Genomic DNA, 24,030 nt, shown 5'->3' with positions numbered 1-24,030 from the left:
CCTTAAAATACGTCTTTACGACTTTGTTCTACTTCAACTAGCAGTGTACGAGCGCGATCAAGTTTAGCCTGCATAGACTCTACTACTTTGCGTACTGCATCTACGCCAGTATCTTTCGAAATGGCTTGCGGAAGCGTTACGTTAAAATCTTTTTCTAGGTCTTCAACCAAGGCTGCGTCTTTTGCAATCAAGTCACCCTCTACACCTTCAAAACGTTGAAGGTAGGTGTCGTGCACTAGTGTTGTTGCAACCTCGTGAAGCTGCTCTGCATATTTAGCAACAACGCGATCAAGACGTGTTTTGATATCGTCGATAACTTCAGGCCCTGTAGTTGGTTCTTTTTCAGTGGTTTGAACTTTACCTACCAGACCTTTCTTCTGATATTGAGACGCAAGTTTAACTGCGCCTAGCGCCTGCCACAAGGCATGATTTAGCTTCTCTTGCTCTACGCGCACGTCAGAAACTGGCTTACCTTCATCAATAGCTACCTTTACACCATAAATACCTTGCCAAATAGAAGCATAGATAGGCACGTACTGGGTTTCGATAGCTGAGTGGAAGTCTACTTCTTCCCAATACTCAATTAGCGCGTCGGTTTTAAGCGATTTATCTTTTGCTTCATACGCATCAACAACACTGCCAAATTTACTTTCTAACCAATGTACTTCTTCGGTGTATTCACCAATATGCGCATGCAAGTTGTTTACGTGATCACCAATTGCACCGTTAGCAAGCGCCTGTGAAGAAAACATCGAAAAAGTAACGGCCGAAGCCATTACTAAAGCACTTATTTTTTTCAGTGTTATTGTCATATTTTTTCCTAAAACGTTTGTCTTTTCTCGCAAATGATACTTATTATCATTAATCAAGTAAAGGTAACTAAACGAGGCTACACGCTAAGTAACGCAGTACATGAACCTTTAATTTCACTGCATTTTCAACGCACAATGATGCAATTAAGTTCATTAACCCTCGCTGAACACTTTGATATTCAACGCAATTTGCAAAACGCTAGATCATAATTGGGTTACATTTTAATGAAAATAGCGACCAAGTATACGCATATATAAATTAATGAATATTCACAAAAGACTAAACGAAAAAAGCCCGCAACAATTGTTGCGGGCTTTGAGTATTTAACGCCTTTTAAAAATTAAAGGCTATCTAACATGGTTTGGGCATCGCTTACATCGAAACGACCAGGGTCTTCAACGTTTAGCTTTTTAACTTCGCCATCTTCTACAAGCATAGAATAACGAAGCGAACGTAAGCCACCGAAGTTACCTGTACTCATGTCTAAGCCAATTTGCTTGGTAAAGAAACCATTGCCGTCGGCTAGCATGGTAATTTCTTCTGCATTGTTTGCTTTACCCCACGCATCCATAACGAATGCATCGTTCACACTTAGGCAAATAATACTATCAACACCTTTTGCCTTAAGCTTATCAGCAAGCGCTACATAGCCTGGCAAATGTGCTTGTGAGCAAGTAGGTGTAAAAGCGCCGGGTACAGCGAATAGTACAACGCGCTTTTCTGAAAACAGTTCGTTCGTTCCTGGGTTAGTTATTTCGCCATTTACTAAAAGGCTAAAATCTACTTCAGGCAAAGTGCCCCCAACTTGTATCATGCTACTCTCCTAGATTTTTTTGACACAAATACACATCAAATCTGTGTTTTTTGCTTTCAATAGCCATTGATGCTTTTATTCCTGCCAGCACATCTGCACTGTTTGGGCGTTTAACCACTACCCGGTGCGTAGCTAGCTTGAGTGCTGGCGGTAACAGCGCATCTGCGTCTGGGTCATGACCAAGCAGTTGCTGAAACAGCCGCATTTCCTTTTTCACCAAGGCTGACTTCTTTTTATGTGGGAACATGGGGTCTAGATAAATAGCGTTCACATTCTCACCAGTGAAGTATTGCATTACCTCAGCGCTATTTCCATGTTGAAGCGACATTTTAGCTGCAAGTTCTGGAAAACTAAGTGCTAATCTGCGAATGCCGTCTTCAAGTAAAGCGGCAACCACGGGCGATCGCTCTATCATTGTGACCTTGCAGCCAACGCTTACCAACACAAAGGCATCACGACCTAGCCCAGGCGTTGCATCCACTACGTGCCATGCTTCATTGCCTTTAAGACCAATGGCCTTAACAATGGGCTCTTTGCGCCCTCCGCCGTGTTGCTTGCGATACAAACTAGCTGGCGAAGCAAAATCTACCTCTACTGGGTTCACTTTTTTCTCGCCAGCGTCGGCAAGCCCTAGCACGCCGTTTTGCACCTGTAAGTACAAGCCTTCGACGGGCTTTTCACTGCTACTAACAACGGGAAAGCCCCATTTTTCGCTAATTGCGCTAATTAGCCCAGCGTCTTCGCTATTGGCGTTAGCGCTGTTGCCGTCATCGCAATCAATCAAAGGCACACTTTTAAGCATGACCGTATTGCTCCTTATGCCCTATCCATCTATTTATGATGGCTTGAGCGTGAGACGGGTATTTATCCCACAAGGTATAGGCTATTTCCTGTACTTTCGGAATAAGGGCGGCGTCGCGTACCAAATCTGCTATTTTAAGCTCTGCCATTCCCGTTTGCTTGGTACCCATAAATTCACCTGGGCCACGAATTTCTAAATCGCGCTGTGCAATATAAAAACCGTCGTTAGACTCACGCAATACGCCTAGGCGCTGAGTAGCGGTTTTCGATAGCGGGCTTTGGTACATAAGTACACACTGACTTTCTACCGCACCACGCCCTACTCGGCCACGTAACTGGTGAAGCTGTGCTAAACCCAAACGTTCGGGGTTTTCAATAATCATAATACTGGCGTTAGGTACGTCTACGCCAACTTCAATAACCGTAGTTGCTACAAGTAAATCCAGCTTACCGTCTTTAAAGTCGGCCATAACCTGCGCTTTTTCAGCGGGCTTTAACCGCCCGTGTACCAAGCCAACGTGTAAGTCTGGCAATGCGGTACGCAAGGTAACCGCGGCATCTTCTGCTGCCTGACATTCCAACACTTCCGACTCATCAATAAGCGTACATACCCAGTAGGCTTGTCGACCGTTGTCTTTACAGGCCTGACGCACTCGCTCTATCACATCGGCCCTGCGTGTATCTGGTAGCACAACAGTTTGTACCGGCGTTCTGCCCGGCGGCAGTTCGTCTATGACCGAGGTGTCTAAATCGGCATAGGCTGTCATGGCCAGCGTTCTTGGAATAGGCGTAGCCGTCATGATCAGCTGATGAGGGTAGCGACCTTGCTGTTCACCCTTATCACGAAGGGCCAAGCGCTGATGTACACCAAAGCGGTGCTGCTCATCCACAATAACCAACGCTAGCTGCTGGTAGTTCACGCTCTCTTGGAAAATAGCGTGAGTACCCACCAACATTTGAATGTCTCCGGCTTCTAAGCGAGCTAAAACTTCATTGCGGGCTTTACCCTTTAGCTTTCCCGCAAGCCAGCCGACTTCAATACCAAGTGGTTCCAACCAGCCACGGAAGTTATTCGCGTGCTGCTCAGCCAAAAGCTCAGTGGGGGCCATTAACGCCACCTGGTGGCCAGCCCCAATGGCTGATAGCGCTGCCAGTGCAGCAACCAAGGTTTTGCCCGAGCCTACGTCCCCTTGTACAAGGCGCATCATAGGCCGAGGGTGCTGCATATCTTTTTGAATGTCTTGTACTACTCTAGCCTGTGCACCCGTTGGTGAAAACGGCAGCTGAGCGAGCATTTTATCGATAAGCGGCTGATTCACACTAATAGGAATACCTGGCTGTGCGTCAGATAGCTTGCGTACTTTAAGCACACTTAGGTGATGCGACAGAAGCTCTTCTAATATCAAACGATACTGGGCAGGATGAAGCCCCTCTTCCATTTCGTGTACGTCTACATCCGGTGGCGGGCGGTGCACCAAATGAAGGGCTTCGTTTAAGCTAATTTGCTCGTCGTAAATACCCTCTGGCAGTAGGTCGGCCAGCGCTCCTTTATCTAGAAGTTTTAAGGCCTGGTCAGTTAAGTTGCGGAGGGTTAACTGTTTTACACCGTCTGTGGTGGGATAAACCGGCGTCAATGATTCTTCTGTGGGCGGTGCGTCTTCGTCCACTAACTTAAATTCGGGGTGCATCATTTCAATGCCCCACTTGCCGGTACGCACTTCACCGAAACAGCGCACCGTGTTGCCCGGCGTCATAATTGACCGCTGTACCGCGCCAAAGTGGAAAAACCTTAGGGTTATAGTACCTGTACCATCACTTAGCTTCACCACTAGCATGCGTTTTTTGCCGTACTGAATGTCGGCGCTCATTACCTCGCCCTGCACGCTTACATGGGTAAACGGGCGGCACTCAGCCACACTGTAAATACGGGTTCTGTCTTCATAGCGATGAGGAAGGTGAAACAGTATATCTTGAAGGGTAAACAAGCCTATTTTATTAAGTTTTTCTGCCACCTTTGCACCCACGCCTTTAAGCGCAGTTATGGGTGTAGTGGCCAGTGCTTGCATCAAACGACATCCTTCTTTTTAAACATAAATGGCTTAACCTTTAAAAAGGCACAAGCTGGTGTTATTCAACATGTTATAGGAAAAGAAGTGTAAAGGATTGTTGAGAGGTTGGCGAGTACGCTTTAGGCCAGTTTTTTACGCTGGCCTATACAAAGGTGACAGTAAAAGCAAAACTTGTACATTAGTTCTTAGTCGGCTTCTAGCGCGTTAGCTTCCGCCTTAGTAATTTGCATTTCTCGCCACCAACTATCGTCAGCATCCACTTCACCTATAGCGTTAATAGCAGGCAGTGGCAAACCTTTGCGTTGGCATAGTTTGTACAAGCGAGGATAACCGTTTTGAAATGCCAAAGCCTGACATTCTTCTTCCGGCAACTGCTGTGTATTGTACATACCCGCAATAGTGCGCTGGCGCTGTGCTTCATAAAGAACCAAAGCTGCGGCTACCGATACATTTAGCGACTGCACCATGCCCATCATGGGAATAACGATGTCTTGATCGGCAATGGCTTTCGCCTCATCAGAGGCACCATACTTTTCCTGACCAAACAAAATTGCGGTAGGTTTGGTGTAATCGACATCGCGAAAATCGACCGCGGTGTCAGATAAATGGGTAACCAACACCTGCATGCCTTGGCCTTTTAATTCAGCCATCGCATCACTAATACCATCGTGGTTGGTTTGGCGCACCCATTGCTGGCTGCCCATAGCCGTACCACGGCGAAACTGGTATTTCTTTTCCCACACGGTGTGAACGCGATGAATGCCTACTGCGTCACAAGTTCTTACTATTGCCGAAACATTATGAGGCTTGTGTACATTTTCAAGGCATACCGTTAAATCGGTTTGTCTTTTTTCCAACACATCTCTAATGCGCTGGTAACGCTCAGGTGACATGGCTTACTCCGGCAGTTCCATCACACCATCAATTTCAATTTGTGCACCTTTAGGCAATGCAGACACCTGAACGGCAGCGCGCGCTGGGTAAGGCTTATTGAAGTAACGGCTCATAATTTCATTAACCGTTGCAAAGTGACCTAGGTCAATAAGAAAGATGTTCACTTTTACTAAGTCGTTCGTGGTGCCGCCAGCAGCGTCACACACCGCTTTGATGTTTTCAAAAACTTGTACCGCCTGGGCTTCAAAGTCATCAGAAACCATTTCCATTGTTTCAGCAACAAGTGGAATTTGGCCTGAAAGATAAACAGTAGTACCTGCTTTAACCGCTTGGCTGTAAGTACCAATAGCAGCAGGAGCCTTATCGGTCTGAATAATAGACTTAGACATAGTAGTTCCTAAATATTTGAGTAATTAGTGTCGTGATTGACTATGACGAGACACTTTCTGAACTTCCGGCATGGTGCGTATTTTCTTCATGACTCGCGCCAAGTGCACACGGTTGTGCGTGGTAAGTTCTAGGTCGATAAAGTAGATATTACTCTCTTTTTCTTCAGTTTGCAGGCCAATGATATTGGAATCGCACCCTGAAATAGTGTTCGTTAATGTTGCCAGTGTGCCCTGATGGTTTATCAGTTCTATACGCAGAGACGCTTTAAATTCACCCTGCGGATTGTCATCCCACTGCATGGGTAGCACGCGCTGAGGCTCTTCACGGGTAAGCTTGCGAATATTGTTACAGCCAGTTTGGTGAATGGTCATACCGCGGCCTGGGCTTAATACCGCTACAATCTCATCATCAGGTATAGGGTGACAACAGCGAGAATAGTGAACAAGCAGGCCTTCTGTGCCGCGAATGGCTACATTACCTTTCTTATCTGATAAGTCTGTTGTGCTCTCACCTAACAAACGGCGAGCCACGATAGCACTTAGTTCGTTACCTAAGCCGATATCTACTAACAAATCGTCAAAATTTGCGTGCTTGGTTTCTGCCACCACACGTTCAATATCTTCATTAGGAATATCATCTAATTTCACTGCACCTAATGCATGACGAAGTAGACGGTTACCCATGTTCACGGCTTCTTGAGAATGCTGCTTACGCAGATACTGGCGAATACGGGTACGTGCGCGAGCACTCACTACAAAGTTCAGCCAATTCGCATTAGGCTTCGCTTTTGGCGAGGTAATAATTTCTACGGTTTGGCCGTTTTCAAGGGGCTTGCTTAAGCTAAAGTTTCTGCGCTCTACGCGCACACCTACGCAGGTATTGCCTACATCAGAGTGTACGGCGTAGGCAAAATCGACAGCGGTCGCGCCCATTGGCAATTCAATAATTCGCCCGTCTGGTGTAAACACGTAAATTTCGTCAGGAAACAGGTCTGTCTTAACCGACTCGATGAATTCGAACGATGAACTGGCTGACTGCTGAAGTTCAAGTAAGCTTTGCATCCACTTGCGTGCGCGCAGCTGTGCAGTGGTGCCATTATCGCCTGGCTCTTTATAAAGCCAGTGGGCCGCTACCCCTTTATCCGCCATTTGGTCCATTTCCTGGGTACGAATTTGAATTTCAACAGGAATACCATGAGGACCAATTAATGACGTGTGCAACGACTGATAGCCGTTGGTACGCGGAATAGCGATATAGTCTTTAAAACGATTTTCAATTGGCTTGTATAAACCATGCATAGCGCCAAGGGCGCGATAGCAGTTATCTACTGATTTGACCACGATACGAAACGCATAAATATCCATTACCTCGTTGAACATCAGTTCTTTGTTTTTCATTTTTCGGTAAATGGAATACAGGTGCTTCTCGCGGCCTAATACATCAGACTCAATCTCGTAGGCATCAAGGCGCGTGTTAAGCTCTTCGCGAATATTCTCGATGATTTCTTTACGATTACCACGTGCCTGACGTACGGCAGATTTCAATGCGCGATGGCGCATGGGGTACATGGCCTGGAAACCTAAGTCTTCAAGCTCATTTTTAATATCGTGAATACCCAAACGGTGGGCAATAGGTGCATATATTTCTAGCGTTTCGCGTGCGATACGACGGCGCTTATCTGGGCGAAGCGAGCCCAGCGTGCGCATATTGTGAGTACGGTCGGCAAGCTTGATAAGAATAACCCTGATGTCTTGCACCATGGCCATCATCATTTTGCGGAAGTTTTCCGCCTGCGCTTCTTGCTTGGTACTAAAGGCAAGTTTATCAAGCTTACTAACGCCTTCTACCAATTCTGCAACGGTATCACCAAACGCTTCAGCTAAATCTTCTTTGCTGTAATGGGTATCTTCAATAACGTCGTGAAGAAGTGCCGCCATGATCGTTTCGTGATCAAGGTGCATGTCGGCAAGAATACCCGCAACCGCAACAGGGTGAGTAATGTACGGGTCGCCGCTTGAACGCATTTGCCCATCGTGAGCATCTTGAGCTAGCACAAAAGAATTCTGAACCAGCTGAACGCGCTCTGCTGGCAAGTACTCTACAACTTTCTGCTTTAAACCTTCAAACAAATACACAGTGGAGCGTGACCCTTATCTAACGTTACAACCCTAAGAATACGTTTAATTGTGCAATAAGCCAATACACCAAAAGCAAAGCGCCAGTGCTTTTTTCAAAGCACTGGCGCCAAAATACCGATAAAACCGTTAAAAAGAGGTCTTATTGATCAGATAAAATATTTGCTACTGATGCAAATTCAGCGTGTTCTTGCTGCTCTTGTGCTTGAAGTTCTGCTTGTTCAAGGGTTGCAGCAGTTACAAAACCTTCTTCAATTTCACGAAGTGCTGTAACAGTTGGCTTGTCGTTTTGAACGTCAACCATAGGATCTTTGCCTTCAGTGGCAATTTGACGTGCACGGCGTGCAGCAACAAGCACTAGGTCAAAGCGGTTACCAATTTTATCTACGGCATCTTCTACAGTTACGCGAGCCATGTATTTCTCCGAAAATTAGGTTGAGCAAGTTATTCAAAAAACGGCCGCGTAGTATACACAGATACGTAGCGCGATCCTAGCATTTTGTTTGAAATTGAAGCAGTCAGATCGTGCAAATTTAGCAGCGATCGCCTGATGTTAAACAAAACACCCATAATATTATTAAGCTTACGCGCTACCGAGCAATTCGTCCAATAGCACTTGATGACGCATCTGCTGTTTTACTGTACGTAAACGCTGCGCTGTCACAATGGCTTCTAAATCGCTTAGTGCAGTCGCAAAATCATCGTTGATGATCACGCTATCAAACTCACTAAAGTGAGACATCTCTGCTACTGCTTGTGCCATACGCCCCGCAATGACTTCTTCACTGTCTTGACCGCGGTTGTTTAAGCGCTGTTCTAATACATCAAGTGACGGTGGAAGAATGAAAATGCCGCATGTGTCTGGCATAAGCTTTTTGACTTGGCGAGCACCCTGCCAATCAATATCTAAAAACACATCAATACCGCGATGCAATGTTTGCTCAATAGTCACACGGGATGTACCGTAATAATTGCCAAACACTTCTGCGTACTCAAAAAATACACCCTGTTCGATAAGTGCTTCAAACTGTTTCCGGCTTACAAAATGGTAATGCACACCGTCGACTTCACCCGGCCGCGGTTGACGTGTGGTATGAGACACAGACACCTGCATAGGCGTGGCTGCATTGCCTTCATACTTTTCCATTAGTGCCTTGATAAGGCTTGATTTTCCTGCTCCTGAAGGAGCAGCAAGAATAAATAAATTACCGAGTAGTGAAGCCATAGGATATTAAAATTCTATCAAAATGTGGTGATTTCAAGTGGCAATGATAGCATATGAAGCCATTGCGCCGTAACTGCGATTATCTGGTTTATTCATTGATGGTACATACTCTTTAGTCGCAGACCGGTGTTAGCAAAATAAATAACAATAATAATTTTCCAAGAATTATGGGGTCAGAGTCGTGACTCTGACCCCACCATTCTTGGGAAGACAGAGATTGCCCGTGAGAAAGGATAACCATTGGTGATAAAGCAACAACAAAACTAGGAAATAAAGAATGACTCAGCAACTTCTGCCGTGCGTAGAGATAAACCCATCCACTACGCCTGATGCCTGCGTTATCTGGCTACACGGTTTAGGCGATTCCGGCCACGGGTTTGCGCCTATCGTGCCTGAACTTAAACTTCCCGAATCAATGGCGGTCAAATTTCTCTTTCCCCATGCACCTGAGCGCCCCGTTACCATTAACGGTGGGATGCGTATGCGTGCATGGTACGACATCAAATCATTAGACTTTGAAAGTCGTGCCGATTTAGAAGGCGTGAAAGAGTCTGCTGCACAAGTAGAAGCACTTATTGAAGCACAAATTGAAAGTGGTATACCCAGTGAACGCATAGTGCTTGCTGGATTTTCTCAAGGCGGTGTTATTGCGCTTCACTTAGCGCCTAGATATGCCCGTAAGTTTGCTGGCGTTATCGCGCTATCAACCTACATGTGTGAGCCATCGCTACTTGCGAGTGAGGCAACAGACACCAACCGTGAAACGCCTATTATGATGGCCCATGGTGACCAGGACGAAGTGGTACCGGTATTTATGGGCAACGCGGCATTTAAAACGATAAATGAGAGCGGTTTTAACGCTACTTGGCAGACGTATACAATGCAGCATAATGTCTGCATGCAAGAACTAAACGATATCAGCGCTTGGCTTCAGAAGGTTTTAAACTAACTTTTACGATGCCTTACTCAACAATGCCATACCCAGTGTGATAGCTAGCTACAGGGCTAATTATCACACTGCGTCAAGCGACTTTTCGGCGATTACCATTAGATTTACTCGTCTCCGCTATACTTGGCATTAAGACAAGAAGCAGAAACTCTCAAACATAGCGCTATTCAGCAACACGGTTTCTGCCCCCATTTTTTGCTTTATATAGGTTGTCGTCAGCCTGTTTTAAACTAGCGTGCAGTTTGTCATCGGTAAGTGCGGTAGCCACGCCAAAACTGGCGGTAATCTTGTGATTGATATCCGCTTCTATAAATGGACTTTCTTCAACCAGTTTTCTCATTTTTTCCGCAAGTTTTACGCCTTGGCTCAACGGCGCCAAAGGAAAGAGGACTAAAAACTCTTCACCACCGGTGCGCGCAATAACATCAGATGCTCTAACGGCGCTTTTGATAATGCTAGTAAAGTGAATTAGTACCTCATCACCAATATCATGCCCATAGGAGTCGTTTATTTTTTTGAAGTGGTCTATATCGACAACCACTGCGGTAAGGGGGAAATAGGCACCAGGGTCTTTCATGGCACGTTCAAAAAAGACAGTTTCTAAAAATCGTCTATTCGGTAACTTGGTGAGTGGATCAGTATTTGCCTGTTTCATCCGCTCTAAGTTTTCACGCAGCATTTCTTTTCGACTTTTGTGCCAAAAATTTTCGCCAATAAAAGCAACGCAAATAAAACAGAATGTAGCGATCAAGAACCGTGAAACATGCTCATCAGGGTATGTAGCAACAATAGTGTCTTGGTTGTAGAGCATATAAATCGACAGCACCATGGTGACAGCAACATAGACCATGGCAGGCTTGAATCGCACCACTATTATTTGTACGAAAAGCAAAGGAAAAATGAAGTACAGTCCAGTGTTATTCAGCCCGCCGGTATAAATCAAGGCATTGATGGTAAAAAGAACAATAAGCCCTGCAAAATAATAGAACACATCACTTTTGGGGAAAATATGTGAAAGCGCAACGTTAAGGTAAATAACGGTTGCGGATGTAGCTAATACACTAACCAACAATGGGTTATTGGTACCAAAATTGAGCCACGCCATAAATGCGATTATGGTGCCACCAACATAGGAAATAAAATACAACGTCAGTTTGCGTCTTTTTACTTCAGCTTCGTCTTGTTGTGCGTTTCTTAGTAATTGACCAATTGGCGTGTTGTCCATCTAACAACTCTACTCCCCGAATTTATAAGCAGACACTTCATCCAACTACAGCATAGACGTATATGTGCACAAAAACCAAATAGAAAACTGCGCCTAATTTCAAACATTAACCCAGAAAATGCGTATACTACGAAGTATCTCGTATAACGTTGTGTTACAGCGTTTAAGTTTCTTTTTTTACAGAGTTTGGAATAGCCATGAGTCACCTCAACACTACCCGCACCGTTCGAATTGCTACTAGAAAAAGCGCGCTAGCGCTTTGGCAAGCAGAGTATGTGAAGGCAAAATTAATGGAGCATTATCCATCAATGACCGTTGAGTCTTGTGCCTATGAGTACGCAGGGCGATAAAATTTTAGATACGCCATTAGCGAAAATTGGCGGTAAAGGACTGTTCATTAAAGAACTTGAAATAGCCATGTTGGAAGGCCGTGCTGATATCGCGGTTCACTCAATGAAAGACGTCCCAGTAGAGTTTCCTGAAGGTTTTGGTTTACACGCTATTTGTGAACGCGAAAACCCGTTTGATGCCTTTGTTTCTAATGACCACGATAGCCTAGATGCGTTGCCACAAGGTGCAGTTGTCGGCACATCTAGCCTTCGCAGACAGTGCCAAATTCGCAAATATCGTCCGGATCTCATCATTAAAGATTTACGCGGTAATGTGAACACGCGATTAGCAAAGCTAGATGCGGGTGAATACGACGCCATTATCCTAGCTTCCGCTGGCCTTATTCGCCTTGAAATGGAATCTCGTATTCGTATGCCGTTGCCTGCCGACATTTCGCTGCCGGCTGTAGGCCAAGGTGCTGTAGGTATTGAATGCCGTAACGACGACGAAGAGCTAATTAACTTGCTACAAGCACTGAATCATACCGACACCAACACCCGTGTTACCGCAGAGCGCGCCATGAATGAGAGATTGGAAGGCGGCTGCCAAGTCCCTATTGGTAGTTTTGCTACCCTAGATGGCGACGTACTAACCTTAACGGGTATGGTTGGAAAACCAGATGGCTCTGAACTGCTGTTTGCGTCTGCTACTGCGTCACGCGAAAAAGCCGCAGACATAGGTGTTGAAGTAGCGGAAGCGCTTTTAGAGCAAGGTGCTGGGGAAATTCTTAAAGCACTTTATAACTAAGTTATATTTGGTAGAAGCGCGCATTTCTATAGGCACATAGGAATGCGCAGCAGACTTAAAAGGATGAGAGTTAAATAAAATGCTTCTGTTCACGCGCCCACTGCCAAAATTAAAAGCGAGTGCTTCGGCTTTCGAACAAGCGGGCATTAATGCGGTTGGGATCGCCACTTCTGACATTATTAACATCTCTTCTGAACAAAAAGCCGCGGCAGAGTATTTAGCCCTAAATACAGTAAACGCAATTATTGTTACCAGCGTATACGCTGTGAATAGTGTTATTTCGGGGCTGCGTGACACAACCCCCCCACTCCCTTTGATTATTGCCGTTGGCGATGCCACTGCGCGCAAACTGCAGGCTGGCCTTGAAACGTTTTCTTCGGCGAATGTTGTTACTCCAAAGGTCCATACATCCGAAGGTATACTGGCAATGCATCAGCTTAATGAGGCAAACTGTAAGCATGTCGTTATTATTAAAGGTGAAGGTGGACGAGAAGCCATAGCAAAAGGATTAGACGAAAAAGGTATTTTAGTGAATAGCTTTTGCGTTTATAAAAGGGAGCAACTTACACGCCCAATTTACACAAAACATTGGAAAATGGGCGAAGTTAGCGGCATTATCGCTACAAGCGAAGCAATGGCACTGCAACTGATAGAACAATTTGGTAACGCTTTGTTAGCCTTTAAATGGTTAACAGTGAGTGACCGAGTCGCGCAAACCCTTAACAGTAAAGGTGTTAAAGAGGTAGCGGTATGTCAGCGAGCCACCGATCAGGCACTCATCGCCTGGGTAAAGGATAACTGGGAGTATTGAATGGCCAACAATAATGAAAATAGCCCACAAAAAGAGGAACTCGTAAAAGTGGAAGCTGAAAAAGAAGTAATTGAGTCTTCTGCCACGCAGAGTGAATCGACTGAATCTGGCGCTAAGAAGAAATCATCAGGCAACGGCCTATTGTGGTTCGTTGTAATCATTTTGTTCTTAGCCGTAATAGGCATGGCTGGCGCAGGCTACTGGTATTACATGCAGCAGCAATCGGCTAGCGCAGACTCCGCAAACGCACAGCAAAGCAACACAGCAAAGTTAAACAGTATTGAGCGCGAGCGTAGCGACATTTTAGCGACGCTAGAAGACGTGTCGCGAACGAATAAAGCCTTACAAGATACGGTCGATGAACTTAAATCTGAGAACGAGAAACTTAGCTTACAGGCCGAGTCTACCCTTCAACAGCTTAATAATATGGAAGGTCGCCGCCCAGCCGACTGGCTAATTGCGGAAGCTGACTATTTAGTTCGTATGGCTGGTAGAAAGCTTTGGCTGGAAAACGATGTTCGCACAGCAATTTTGCTATTGGTTAATGCAGATAAGCGCTTAAAGTCTTTGGCTGACCCGTCGGTACTACCCGTTCGCGCTAACCTAGCTGAAGATATTCAAACCCTTCAACAGCTAAACCCGGTGTCGCAAAGCTCAGTGGCGCTTGCGCTTACCGGCATGATTGCACAAATTGATAAGCTTCCCCTTGATACTTTTGAGAAGCCTGAAGACGCTAACGCAGAAGACACCACCTTGTCAGAGTCGGCTGACGATTGGCAGGAAAATTTAGCAAAAGTATGGCGCTCATTGGTAAATGATTTTCTTACTATTAAAACTATTGAAGGCCCGGTTGAGCCAGTACTTTCATTAGAAGCGCAGTTCTTGGCAAAAGAGCAGCTTCGTCTGCAGCTTATGCACGCACAAACCGCCGCACTTCAAGGCGATGCTGGCCTTTACAGCCAATCACTTCAATATGCACAAACGCTGCTTACGGAAAAATACGATACTGAAAAAAGCCAGGTAACCGGCTTTGTGGATGCACTTCAAAACCTAATGGCTACCGATGTATCGCGTCCAATTCCAACAGAGCTAGCGTCACAAAAACCGTTAGAACGTCTACTGGATAGCCGCGTTAAGCAGGTGTTTGGACAAGGAGCAAGTGCACTATGAAATGGTTAGCTATTGCCCTTGCGGTATTAGCCGCATTCGTTGTTGCGCTTATTGTTGGTCCAATGATACTTGGCGACAAAGGTTACGTGCTTATTTCTCTAGGAAGTACAGCTATTGAAATGACCGTGATCAGCTTCTGTATTTTGGTTATTGGTGCCGTTATTGCCTGGTATGTGCTATCCCGTTTTGTTCTGTGGGCATTAAGCTTAATTACAGGCTCACATAAATGGTTCGGCACCTTAGGTGAACGCAAACGCAAGCGCGCGTTTTACGATGGCTTGCACGCCATGGCCGCAGGTGATTTTGATTCGGCACAAAAAGCGTTAGGCAAAACCACCAATGGTGATTTTGAAGGCGTAAACTATTTAGCCTCAGCGCAAATTGCCTTTGCCAACGACGACCTAGCCAAAGCTCGTTACTTTCTGGTTCAAGCCACCGACTTTCCGAAAGCGAAAGTAGCTGCAACGGTAATGCATGCACGCATTGATGTAGCTGAAGAAAAGTTTGAGGCTGCACTCGAAAAGCTTAACGAACTAGACGAGCAAGATCGTGACAACAAGCAGGTTGTGCAGTTGAAAGCGCAAATTCTTGCCAAGCTAGGTAAGTGGCAGGTGCTTCAAGAGAATTTATCGGGCTGGCGTAAAGCCTTGCCTAAAGCTGACTACACCGCGTGGAGCCAGCGTATTGCCAAAGGTAAGTTTGCAGAAATTGCCAGTAAACAAGGTGCCGTTGAGCTTAAATCATACTGGGACACGCTGCCTCGTAAATTACGTCACGACGACGCTTATCGCGCCGCTTACATTCAACAGCTTCTTGACCAAGGTATGCATGCCGACGCTCAAAATTTGTTAGTTGAATGGCAAAAACGTGGGTCGAACAGCGCGCTATTCCCACTGTTCACGCAGCTTAATATTCCTGATGCATCGCCATCATTACGTTTACTTGAAAGCTGGATAAAGCAAGACGAAGAAAACGTTGAGCTTTATTCCACGCTGGGCCAAGTGGCATTCAACTCGGGCGACGATGTGTTAGCTGAAAAAGCATTGCTTAAAGCCACTAAAATGCAGTCGCGCAAAGAAGACTTATTGCTGCTATCTGCCATTAGTGAGCGCAAGCATGACACAGCCACCGCCCTTCAGCTTTACAAAGAAGGACAGCAACTAGCTAGCTAAATGAATATTCGTTTAGCTTTCTGGTAGTACTTGTATTCCTACTAAAGTTGAAGATATAGTAAAAAGGAATTCTCAATTAGGGCTGTTTCAACAACAAACAGCCCTAATTGACACAAACAACTTGTCGGAGTGCTTCACTGTTAACCCAGTAAGCTGAGACCGCGTAAGTGGGATCCGTAGAACCTGATCAGGCTAGTACCTGCGAAGGGAACAAGAAAATACAATGTGCACGATGTTAAGCAACAGTTTGGCATTGTGAAGCGAAATTGTTTTGCTGTTTGTTGATGTACAGGCAAACCCATTACGGTGTTGCTAGTTACTCAAGGTAAACTGCTCAAGTTTATCATCAAGTGAATATCAACGGTGTAAAGTGCTGAAATCACCAGTACCTTCACCAACAATCTCGCTAAAGTAACGGGCTTATCCCCTTCAAACACTTACACACTGTATTCTCCTTCACTCCTGACAAGCATTTTTAGAACCTAAATTTACAAGGTAAAATGCTATGTCGAACAGACGCGAACAACGCCAACAAGCTCAACAATTCATAAATGAACTAGCCGGCGAAGCTTACCCCAATTCCACACGCCACTACGAGTGTGGTAGCCGCAACGATATCCGCGTGGCCATGCGCCTTATCCACCAGCACGATAGCCTAATCGGTGGCACCGAAGAAAACCCTATCTTAGAGCCGAACCCACCTATTCCAGTGTATGACACCTCAGGGCCCTACGGCGACCCGCAAGAAAACATAGATGTACATAAAGGTTTAAGCCTGCTTCGCCAGAAGTGGATTGAAGAGCGCAGCGATACATTCGAGCTAGAAGGCGTTTCATCAAGCTTTGCAAAAGAGCGTGAAAACGACATTTTTACCGAAGATTTCCGCTTTATTCGCAGCCGCAAACCACTAAAAGCAAAAGCAGGAAAAAACGTCACTCAGCTTCACTACGCAAGACAGGGCATTATTACCCCTGAAATGGAATACATTGCCATTCGTGAAAACATGGGCCGTCAAGCCATTAAAGATGCGGAGCTAACGCAGCAGCACAAAGGCGAGCATTTTGGCGCGAATTTGCCCGATACCATCACGCCTGAATTTGTTCGCCAAGAAGTAGCCGCAGGCCGCGCCATCATTCCCTGTAACATTAACCACCCCGAACTAGAGCCAATGATTATCGGCCGCAACTTCTTGGTGAAAATCAACGCCAACATTGGTAACTCAGCAGTCACCTCGTCTATCGAAGAAGAAGTAGAAAAGCTGGTGTGGTCAACGCGCTGGGGTGCCGATACCATCATGGACTTATCTACCGGCAGAAATATTCACGAAACCCGCGAGTGGCTGCTGCGAAATAGCCCGGTACCTCTTGGCACCGTACCTATCTACCAAGCGCTGGAAAAAGTAAACGGTGTTGCTGAAGACTTAACCTGGGAGATGTTTAAAGACACACTAATTGAGCAGGCCGAGCAAGGGGTAGACTACTTCACCATTCACGCTGGCGTATTGCTAGAGTACGTGCACCTTACCGCAAAGCGAGTTACTGGCATTGTATCCCGCGGCGGTTCAATCATGGCGAAGTGGTGCTTAAGCCACCACCAGCAAAGCTTTTTGTATGAACATTTCCACGATATCTGCGAAATTTGCGCGAAATACGATGTAGCGCTGTCGCTAGGTGATGGCTTGCGCCCTGGTAGCGTGGCTGACGCTAACGATGATGCGCAGTTCTCTGAATTACATACCCTTGGTGAGCTGACCAAAATAGCATGGGAATACGATGTTCAGGTAATGATTGAAGGCCCTGGTCATGTGCCAATGCATATGATTAAAGCGAACATGGAAGAGCAGCTTAAGCACTGTCACGAAGCGCCGTTTTATACCCTTGGCCCGCTTACCACAGACATTGCACCTGGCTACGATCACTTCACCTCAGGTATTGGTGCCGCCATGATTGGTTGGTACGGCTGCGCAATGCTGTGCTACGTAACGCCTAAAGAGCATTTGGGTTTACCTAACAAAGAAGACGTTAAACAGGGGCTTATCACGTACAAAATAGCGGCTCACGCTGCCGACTTGGCGAAGGGCCACCCCGGCGCGCAAATACGCGACAATGCTATGTCGAAAGCGCGCTTCGAGTTTAGATGGGAAGACCAGTTTAACCTGGCATTAGACCCTCACACTGCCCGTGCCTATCACGATGAAACCTTGCCGCAGGCTTCTGGTAAAGTTGCGCACTTTTGCTCTATGTGCGGCCCAAAATTCTGCAGTATGAAAATTTCTCAGGAAGTACGTGACGTCGCTAAACAAGCAGAAACCCAAGCGCTTGAGAAACAAAAAGGCATGAAAGATATGGCTGATGCGTTTAATCAATCGGGCGCTGAGCTTTATCACACTGCAGATAGCAAGGTAGAGCTGCCATGACAAACAGCCACCTAACCACTCCCATACTAGAGCCACCTAGCGCAAGGCTGCCGGTGGTATGGTGTATAGGCGGCGTTGATTCAAGCGGTGGCGCGGGTATAACCCGCGACGCCATCACGCTTGCCGATTTAAGCGTTCATGCCTGTGTGCTCACCACACAACTTACTGTGCAATCAAACCAGCATCTGCTTAGTACAGAAAGCATGAGTGCATCTGCGTTAAACCAGCAGTGGCAAGTGCTTTACGAAGATACGCCGCCACGCGCTATTAAAATTGGCGCTATCGCAAACGATGAGCAAGCGCTTTTACTTTGCGCACGTATTCAGTCGTTAATAAAGCCTCGCCCGTTTGTGATATGGGACCCTGTGCAGTCTTCTTCATCTGGCGGCATGTTAAGCGATTTAAGCGAAAGCGTTGTTGACGAGTTGCTGAACACAGTAGATTTGGTTGCCCCAAATATCGACGAGCTCGCTTGGCTGGCTAATTTGCCGGTAAACGACGATACCAGCCTAGCGTCAGCAATAAACCGGCTTATTGGAAAAGGGGCGAAGAGTGTTTACGTCAAAGGCGGCCACGCCGAATGGCAGACTCAGGTATATGACACCTTTGTTTGTGCCTCGCACACCCTTCACTTTAGTCAGCCGATAATCAATAACGGTAAACTTCGGGGCACTGGCTGCATGTTAGCAAGTGCCATTGCAGCTTTTATTGTTAACGACTATTGCATTGAAGATGCGCTCACCCTAGCTAATGCTTATGTGTGTGAAGTAAGGCGAAAGACCCTTTGCGAGTCTGATACGGACAGCACTAAGGCTCATAATAATGGGGCTAATTTGCCCTCGTACTTCCCGCGAACTAACGGTTTCCCCGCCCACGCCGTAAGTTTTCCAAAGGTAAATTTTCACCAAGGTAGCGCTGTTTTTCACAATAAAGATTTGTGCCTAGAGAATTTGTCGAACAGCGACCTCCCCTCAGAAAGTGTGCTAGGTAATGTAGCCCGTTTCCCTACACTCACTCATACGAACCTAGACATATACCCCGTAGTAGATAGCGTTCAGTGGATAGCGAGGCTTTGGCCAACGGGCGTAAAAATCATTCAACTGAGGGTAAAGAAAGGCTCACAACAAGACATTCGCCAACAGATAAAAGAGGCCATTGAGTTAGTGGAACACACCAACTGTCAGTTATTTATTAACGACTATTGGGAGCTAGCTATAGAGCTTGGGGCTTACGGTGTGCATTTGGGCCAAGAAGATCTTGATACTGCAGATTTAAACGCTATTCGAAGCGCCGGGCTAAGACTGGGCATTTCAACTCATGGATTCGCTGAGATTCAGCGGGTTCGCGCTTTAAACCCGTCTTACATCGCCCTTGGTCATATATTTCCAACCAATACCAAAGACATGCCCTCTAAACCCCAAGGTGTAGAGCGCTTGGCAAAATATGTGAAGCTGTGTGAAGGCATACCCACCGTCGCCATTGGCGGTATTAACTTATCGCGCATTAGAGACGTGGCTAAAACCGGTGTTGACGGTATTGCCGTGGTTAGTGCCATTACTCATGCGGAGCATCCGCTTAAAGCCTACCAAGCATTGGTTCAGGAGGCAGGTTTTGCTTAGTCAATCAGCACATCGTACCGCTACAGTCTCAGTCAATAACGCTAATGGCTTCGCTAGCGCCCAGATTGAACATCAAGACATACAGCGTTACAGCAGGCAGCTCTTACTCGACTGTATTGATAATGACGGCCAGCTTAATTTAGCAAACGCACACGCTGTGGTTGTGGGGCTGGGCGGACTAGGAAGCTTAACCGCCCGCTATCTAGCTGGCGCTGGTGTTGGCAATATCACATTGATAGATGGAGACACTGTCGATATCAGTAACTTGCAGCGCCAGGTTAGCTACAACGAAATGCACCTAGGCGAACTTAAAGCCAAATCTCTATATAACGAGCTTCGAAAAGTTAATTCTCACTTAAACATACAGTTTAAAAGCAAGTTTGTTGATAGTAATAACTTACCAACTTTAATTTCATCAGCCACTTGTGTATTGGATTGCACCGACAACATTAGGGTAAGGCGCCAGATTAATGCTGCGACCTACTGCGCCTCTATTCCGCTTTTTATCGCAGCCGCCAGCGGCCTTACATGGCAAGCACTGAACTTGCCACAAAACTCTACTTCCTTTGGTTGTTACGAGTGCCTTGTGGACAAGGTTTCCGTACGTGAAGACTGCGTAAGTAAAGGCGTACTTGGCCCTGTTGTTGGTATGGCTGCTTGTCATCAGGCAACCCAGGCTTTGTTGTTTTTAGCAAAAGGATTCGATTCTGACATCAAGTGGGGCCACTACCTAACTGGGAATGCAGGCCTTGGTTCGCTTCAAAGCTTTGCGTTACCCCCCTCTTCTACTTGCGAGGTGTGCAATGACACAAATTAAAGTGAACGTAAACAATCAACCTATGAACGTGATTTCGCCCATTTCACTTAGCGAGTTAATCGCCCTGAAACAACTGAATGACGACGGTACCGCCATTGCTAGAAATGCCGCCATAGTGAGTAAAAAAGAATGGTCGATCACTTATCTTAAAGACAACGACACCGTTGATATCTTCACCCTAGTTGCAGGAGGCTAATATGCTAACGCTTGCAAACCACACCTTTTCATCACGTCTTTTAACCGGTACAGGAAAGTTCAGCAACGCCGCCACTATGAAAGACGCGGTGGCCGCTGCACAAAGTAACATTGTTACCCTGGCAATGAAGCGCGTGGCAAGTAATAGCGCGCAAGACGAAACGCTAACGGCCCTTCGAGAGTTAGGGGTTACCCTGCTGCCTAATACATCGGGGGCTAAAAATGCCCAAGAAGCGATATTTGCCGCAGAACTTTCTTATGAAGCACTAGGTAGCCCATGGATAAAGTTGGAAATTCACCCCGACCAGCGCTACCTGCTGCCCGACCCAATCGAAACTCTTCAGGCCGCCGAGGCTTTGGTAAAGAAAGGGTTTAACGTGCTGCCTTACTGTGGCGCAGACCCCGTTTTGTGTAAACGCCTAGAAGAAGCAGGCTGCGCCGCTGTTATGCCGTTAGGCGCCCCTATAGGCAGTAATCAAGGCTTACAAACTAAGCCTTTTTTGCAAATTATTGTTGAGCAATCGTCTATTCCAGTCATTGTCGATGCGGGTATTGGCAAGCCCAGTGAAGCCATGGCGGCTATGGAAATGGGCGTTGACGCAGTATTAGTAAATACGGCTATTGCAACCGCCCAAAACCCTGTTGCCATGGCAGAGGCCTTTGCAAGCGCTGTAGAAACAGGCCGAAAAGCGTTTGAAGCAGGGCTTGGTGCAACATCTGATTTGGCGCAGGCCTCTAGCCCACTTACTGCCTTTTTGGAGCCAACACTATGAAGGTAGCACAGGCATTAATGCAGCAAGATTTGTCGCATTTTGCTTTATCGATAAACAGTAAAACCGCGAGCGATGTAGAGCGAGCGTTAAACGCAAATACACTTTCGTTAGACGACTTTATGGCGCTGATCTCACCTGCCGGCTCACATTATCTGGAAGCCATGGCAAGTCGCGCGCAGGCGCTAACCCGTCATCGCTTTGGCAATACCATGCAGCTATTCGTGCCTTTGTACCTGTCGAACCTGTGTGCCAACGAATGTACCTATTGCGGCTTTACCATGAGCAACAAAATAAAGCGCAAGACCCTATCTATAAGTGAAGTGCTTACCGAGATTGAAGCTATTAAAGATATGGGCTTTTCTCAGGTATTGCTGGTAACTGGCGAACATGAAACCAAAGTGGGCATAGACTATTTTGAGCAAACCCTCAGCGCCATTCGCGACAAGGTAAGCTACCTTATGATGGAGGTGCAGCCGCTAAAAAGGGAGCAATACGAAACACTGAAACACCAAGGGTTAGATGCTGTTTTGGTATATCAAGAAACCTATTCGCCCCAGCAATACGCCAGCTATCATACCCGAGGTAAGAAACAGGACTTTTTATGGAGACTGGAAGCCAGCGACCGCATAGGGCAGGCCGGTATCGATAAAATAGGCATAGGTGCGTTACTTGGTTTAGGTGACTGGAGAGTTGATAGTGCCATGACCGCCCTTCACGGCAAATTAATACAGCAGCACTATTGGCAAAGCCGTGTATCTATTGCTTTTCCGCGCCTCAGAAGCTGTGAAGGTAATAGCAGTGGCGGCAACGCTCTTACCAATAACAAACTACCTAACGAAAGAGATCTGCTGCAGCTGATATGTGCTCATCGCTTGTTTAACCCGCAAGCGGAATTATCTCTGTCTACCCGCGAGTCGGCGGTATTCAGAGACGGCGTAATGCCGCTTGGGATAACATCAATGAGTGCTGCATCTCAAACTCAGCCAGGCGGTTACAGCGAACCTTCACAGGCTTTAAATCAGTTTGATATTGATGATAGCCGCTCGGTGCCAGAAGTGGTAAACGCAATTGCTAGGAAAGGACTAGAGCCTGTTTGGAAGGATTGGATGCCCTTTGAAGCACGAGCATAAATGTTTCCGTTGAAGCGGCAGTTAAACGCTTCTTTATCACGCATTAAAAGATTAGTTTTTTTAGGGCAAAACAAATAAAAAATTTGTTTTGCTTTCATGTAAAACCCTCCGTAGAATCCGCCCAAATTTTAGCCAGGCACGTTACCTGTGTGTCTGGCTTTTTCGTCTTATTTATCCCATATTACATTTATCAGAAGTTAAGGAATTGGCGTTGGATACTTTTGAATTTATTCAAATTCGAAAATTTATTGTGAAGCTTGGAAAAATGCTTCACAAATACGGTACGCCTGCATTTCGGCTAGAGGCCTACCTTGGCGACGTGGCTGAGTATTTAGGTGTACATGCTTCTTTTATCTCTACTCCAACCTCGCTTACTTTTGTTATCTGGAGTGACCGTCACGAAGATGAGTACAACCACTCGGCGCGATTGCAGCCAGGCGATTTGGACATGAATGCTCTGTCGCTAACCGACGAATTAGCCAGCGAGCTACTATCGGGAAACCTTTCGCTAGCAGAAGCCGATAAGCGCCTAAATGAAATAGATGCGATGGGCAGCCCCTACGGTAAATTATCTACCGGTACGGCATTTGCCATGGCCACCGGCGCATTCGCTATGCTAATGGGTGCAAGCTGGAGCGAAATAGGTTGGTCTGCTGCGCTGGGAATTGTGGCCTACCTGTGGACGTTATGGGCAGAACGTTCGAAGCGTGTAAACCTAATGCTAGAGCCTGTTACCGCATTTGTAGGCGGCATTTTAACCTGTGCCATAAGCCAGTACGTTGACCCGGGCATTAATATTCCTTTGGTTGTGCTTTCTTCCGTCATTGTATTTGTGCCTGGGCTTGCGCTGACGATGGGCTTAGCCGAGCTTTCATCGCGAAATATGGTGTCGGGTACCGCCCGTACAATGGACGCCATTATGCAGCTATTTAAACTGTATTTCGGTGCGTTTTTGGGTGTATCAGTAGGCTTTAGCGTATTTGGTGAAAACGTGTATACCCCTGCTGAATCCCTGCCTTACTGGGCAACTTGGCTAGCGGTGTTCCTGCTGTGTATTGCTCTTGTGGCCATTTTTAGAACCCGTATTAAGCACATACCTTGGGCACTGGCAGCTGCGTTTATTGCTTACAGTGCAACTGCGTGGAGTTCAGATTACATGAGCCCCGGGCTTGGTGCATTCGTAGGCGCATTTGCGCTAGGCATTTTTGCTAATGCGTTCACCCGCATTGCCGATCAGCCCGCCACCATTGTTGCAATGCACGGGCTTATTGTTCTGGTGCCGGGTTCTAAAACCTATATTGGCTTGAACTCGTTTATGACCGGCCAAGACTTTGTAAAGGCCGACCATTTGGGCCAAGAAGTGTTTCTGATCTTTATGTCGCTAGTGGCGGGGCTTATCTTTGCTAACGTGGTTATGCCCACCAAAAAGGCGCTATAACGTTAATGCAGTAACCTGAGGGTTTCGCGTTAGAGCG

Annotated in this window: 21 protein-coding genes, 1 pseudogene and 1 riboswitch; of the genes and pseudogenes, 12 read left to right on the top strand and 10 right to left on the bottom strand. The window is 46.4% G+C overall.

Features of this window, described 5'->3' with window-relative positions:
- Positions 1-2: 2 nt before the first annotated feature.
- The 9 genes from ACYX4W_RS04260 to gmk all read right to left on the bottom strand — a co-directional run bounded on the left by ACYX4W_RS04260 (position 3) and on the right by gmk (position 9,141).
- Positions 3-812, bottom strand: a complete 810-nt coding sequence (locus ACYX4W_RS04260) for a hypothetical protein (protein ID WP_474802966.1) — start codon at positions 810-812, stop codon at positions 3-5.
- Positions 813-1,153: 341 nt separating this feature from the next.
- Positions 1,154-1,627, bottom strand: a complete 474-nt coding sequence (locus ACYX4W_RS04255; RefSeq protein ID WP_269917564.1) for a peroxiredoxin — start codon at positions 1,625-1,627, stop codon at positions 1,154-1,156.
- A 1-nt stretch (position 1,628) separates the two neighbouring features.
- Positions 1,629-2,429: a class I SAM-dependent methyltransferase gene (locus ACYX4W_RS04250; RefSeq protein WP_476074777.1), complete on the bottom strand. Its 801-nt coding sequence runs from the start codon at positions 2,427-2,429 to the stop codon at positions 1,629-1,631.
- Positions 2,422-4,494 carry an ATP-dependent DNA helicase RecG gene (recG, locus tag ACYX4W_RS04245; RefSeq protein WP_476074776.1) on the bottom strand — a complete coding sequence of 691 codons (2,073 nt, stop codon included), beginning with the start codon at positions 4,492-4,494 and terminating at the stop codon, positions 2,422-2,424. Before recG ends, ACYX4W_RS04250 begins: the two co-directional genes overlap by 8 nt.
- Before the next feature lie 188 nt (positions 4,495-4,682).
- Positions 4,683-5,390, bottom strand: coding sequence for a tRNA (guanosine(18)-2'-O)-methyltransferase TrmH (gene trmH, locus ACYX4W_RS04240; RefSeq protein WP_474857269.1), 708 nt, complete (start codon positions 5,388-5,390; stop codon positions 4,683-4,685).
- Positions 5,391-5,393: 3 nt separating this feature from the next.
- Positions 5,394-5,780 (bottom strand): RidA family protein, encoded by a 387-nt coding sequence (locus tag ACYX4W_RS04235; RefSeq protein ID WP_025257011.1) that lies wholly within the window; start codon positions 5,778-5,780, stop codon positions 5,394-5,396.
- A 24-nt stretch (positions 5,781-5,804) separates the two neighbouring features.
- The gene (gene spoT / locus ACYX4W_RS04230; RefSeq protein ID WP_474802975.1) at positions 5,805-7,916 is read right to left on the bottom strand and encodes a bifunctional GTP diphosphokinase/guanosine-3',5'-bis pyrophosphate 3'-pyrophosphohydrolase; all 2,112 of its coding nucleotides are present in this window, start codon (positions 7,914-7,916) and stop codon (positions 5,805-5,807) included.
- A 142-nt stretch (positions 7,917-8,058) separates the two neighbouring features.
- Positions 8,059-8,331 (bottom strand): DNA-directed RNA polymerase subunit omega, encoded by a 273-nt coding sequence (gene rpoZ, locus ACYX4W_RS04225; RefSeq protein WP_015065914.1) that lies wholly within the window; start codon positions 8,329-8,331, stop codon positions 8,059-8,061.
- A gap of 168 nt (positions 8,332-8,499) precedes the next feature.
- On the bottom strand, positions 8,500-9,141 hold the full coding sequence (gmk, locus tag ACYX4W_RS04220; protein WP_476074775.1) for a guanylate kinase: 642 nt from the start codon (positions 9,139-9,141) through the stop codon (positions 8,500-8,502).
- Positions 9,142-9,418: 277 nt separating this feature from the next.
- Between gmk and ACYX4W_RS04215 the strand changes: the two genes are divergently transcribed.
- Positions 9,419-10,090, top strand: coding sequence for an alpha/beta hydrolase (locus ACYX4W_RS04215; RefSeq protein ID WP_474802980.1), 672 nt, complete (start codon positions 9,419-9,421; stop codon positions 10,088-10,090).
- Positions 10,091-10,253: 163 nt separating this feature from the next.
- Here ACYX4W_RS04215 and ACYX4W_RS04210 read toward each other — a convergent pair whose 3' ends face one another.
- Entirely contained in the window at positions 10,254-11,315 is a 1,062-nt protein-coding gene (locus ACYX4W_RS04210; RefSeq protein ID WP_476074774.1) for a GGDEF domain-containing protein, read from the bottom strand.
- Between the two features lie 197 nt (positions 11,316-11,512).
- Here ACYX4W_RS04210 and hemC point away from each other — a divergent pair.
- The 11 genes and pseudogenes from hemC to ACYX4W_RS04155 all read left to right on the top strand — a co-directional run bounded on the left by hemC (position 11,513) and on the right by ACYX4W_RS04155 (position 23,993).
- Positions 11,513-12,452: pseudogene (gene hemC / locus ACYX4W_RS04205) on the top strand (hydroxymethylbilane synthase).
- Positions 12,453-12,531: 79 nt separating this feature from the next.
- Positions 12,532-13,263 (top strand): uroporphyrinogen-III synthase, encoded by a 732-nt coding sequence (locus ACYX4W_RS04200; protein WP_476074773.1) that lies wholly within the window; start codon positions 12,532-12,534, stop codon positions 13,261-13,263.
- Positions 13,264-14,433 (top strand): uroporphyrinogen-III C-methyltransferase, encoded by a 1,170-nt coding sequence (locus tag ACYX4W_RS04195; RefSeq protein WP_476074772.1) that lies wholly within the window; start codon positions 13,264-13,266, stop codon positions 14,431-14,433.
- A complete protein-coding gene (locus tag ACYX4W_RS04190) occupies positions 14,430-15,605 on the top strand; it encodes a heme biosynthesis HemY N-terminal domain-containing protein (RefSeq protein WP_476074771.1) in 1,176 nt (391 codons plus the stop codon). Before ACYX4W_RS04195 ends, ACYX4W_RS04190 begins: the two co-directional genes overlap by 4 nt.
- A 115-nt stretch (positions 15,606-15,720) precedes the next feature.
- Positions 15,721-15,832: riboswitch (TPP riboswitch) on the top strand.
- A gap of 278 nt (positions 15,833-16,110) precedes the next feature.
- A complete protein-coding gene (thiC, locus tag ACYX4W_RS04185) occupies positions 16,111-18,021 on the top strand; it encodes a phosphomethylpyrimidine synthase ThiC (RefSeq protein ID WP_476074770.1) in 1,911 nt (636 codons plus the stop codon).
- The gene (gene thiE / locus ACYX4W_RS04180) at positions 18,018-19,640 is read left to right on the top strand and encodes a thiamine phosphate synthase (protein WP_476074769.1); all 1,623 of its coding nucleotides are present in this window, start codon (positions 18,018-18,020) and stop codon (positions 19,638-19,640) included. The genes thiC and thiE overlap by 4 nt, the downstream gene beginning before the upstream one ends.
- Positions 19,633-20,457, top strand: a complete 825-nt coding sequence (locus tag ACYX4W_RS04175; RefSeq protein WP_476074768.1) for a HesA/MoeB/ThiF family protein — start codon at positions 19,633-19,635, stop codon at positions 20,455-20,457. The genes thiE and ACYX4W_RS04175 overlap by 8 nt, the downstream gene beginning before the upstream one ends.
- Positions 20,444-20,653 carry a sulfur carrier protein ThiS gene (gene thiS, locus ACYX4W_RS04170; protein WP_476055306.1) on the top strand — a complete coding sequence of 70 codons (210 nt, stop codon included), beginning with the start codon at positions 20,444-20,446 and terminating at the stop codon, positions 20,651-20,653. The genes ACYX4W_RS04175 and thiS overlap by 14 nt, the downstream gene beginning before the upstream one ends.
- Position 20,654: 1 nt before the next feature.
- A complete protein-coding gene (locus tag ACYX4W_RS04165) occupies positions 20,655-21,425 on the top strand; it encodes a thiazole synthase (RefSeq protein WP_476074767.1) in 771 nt (256 codons plus the stop codon).
- On the top strand, positions 21,422-22,555 hold the full coding sequence (thiH, locus tag ACYX4W_RS04160) for a 2-iminoacetate synthase ThiH (protein ID WP_476074766.1): 1,134 nt from the start codon (positions 21,422-21,424) through the stop codon (positions 22,553-22,555). The genes ACYX4W_RS04165 and thiH overlap by 4 nt, the downstream gene beginning before the upstream one ends.
- A 211-nt stretch (positions 22,556-22,766) precedes the next feature.
- Complete coding sequence (locus ACYX4W_RS04155; protein ID WP_474857257.1) at positions 22,767-23,993, top strand: threonine/serine exporter family protein; 1,227 nt, start codon at positions 22,767-22,769, stop codon at positions 23,991-23,993.
- Positions 23,994-24,030: the final 37 nt, after the last annotated feature.

The organism is Alteromonas sp. ABH4_454, from assembly GCF_056311775.1.
Note: the sequence above shows the minus strand (reverse complement) of the source record. Positions and strands in the feature narration are given on the sequence as shown.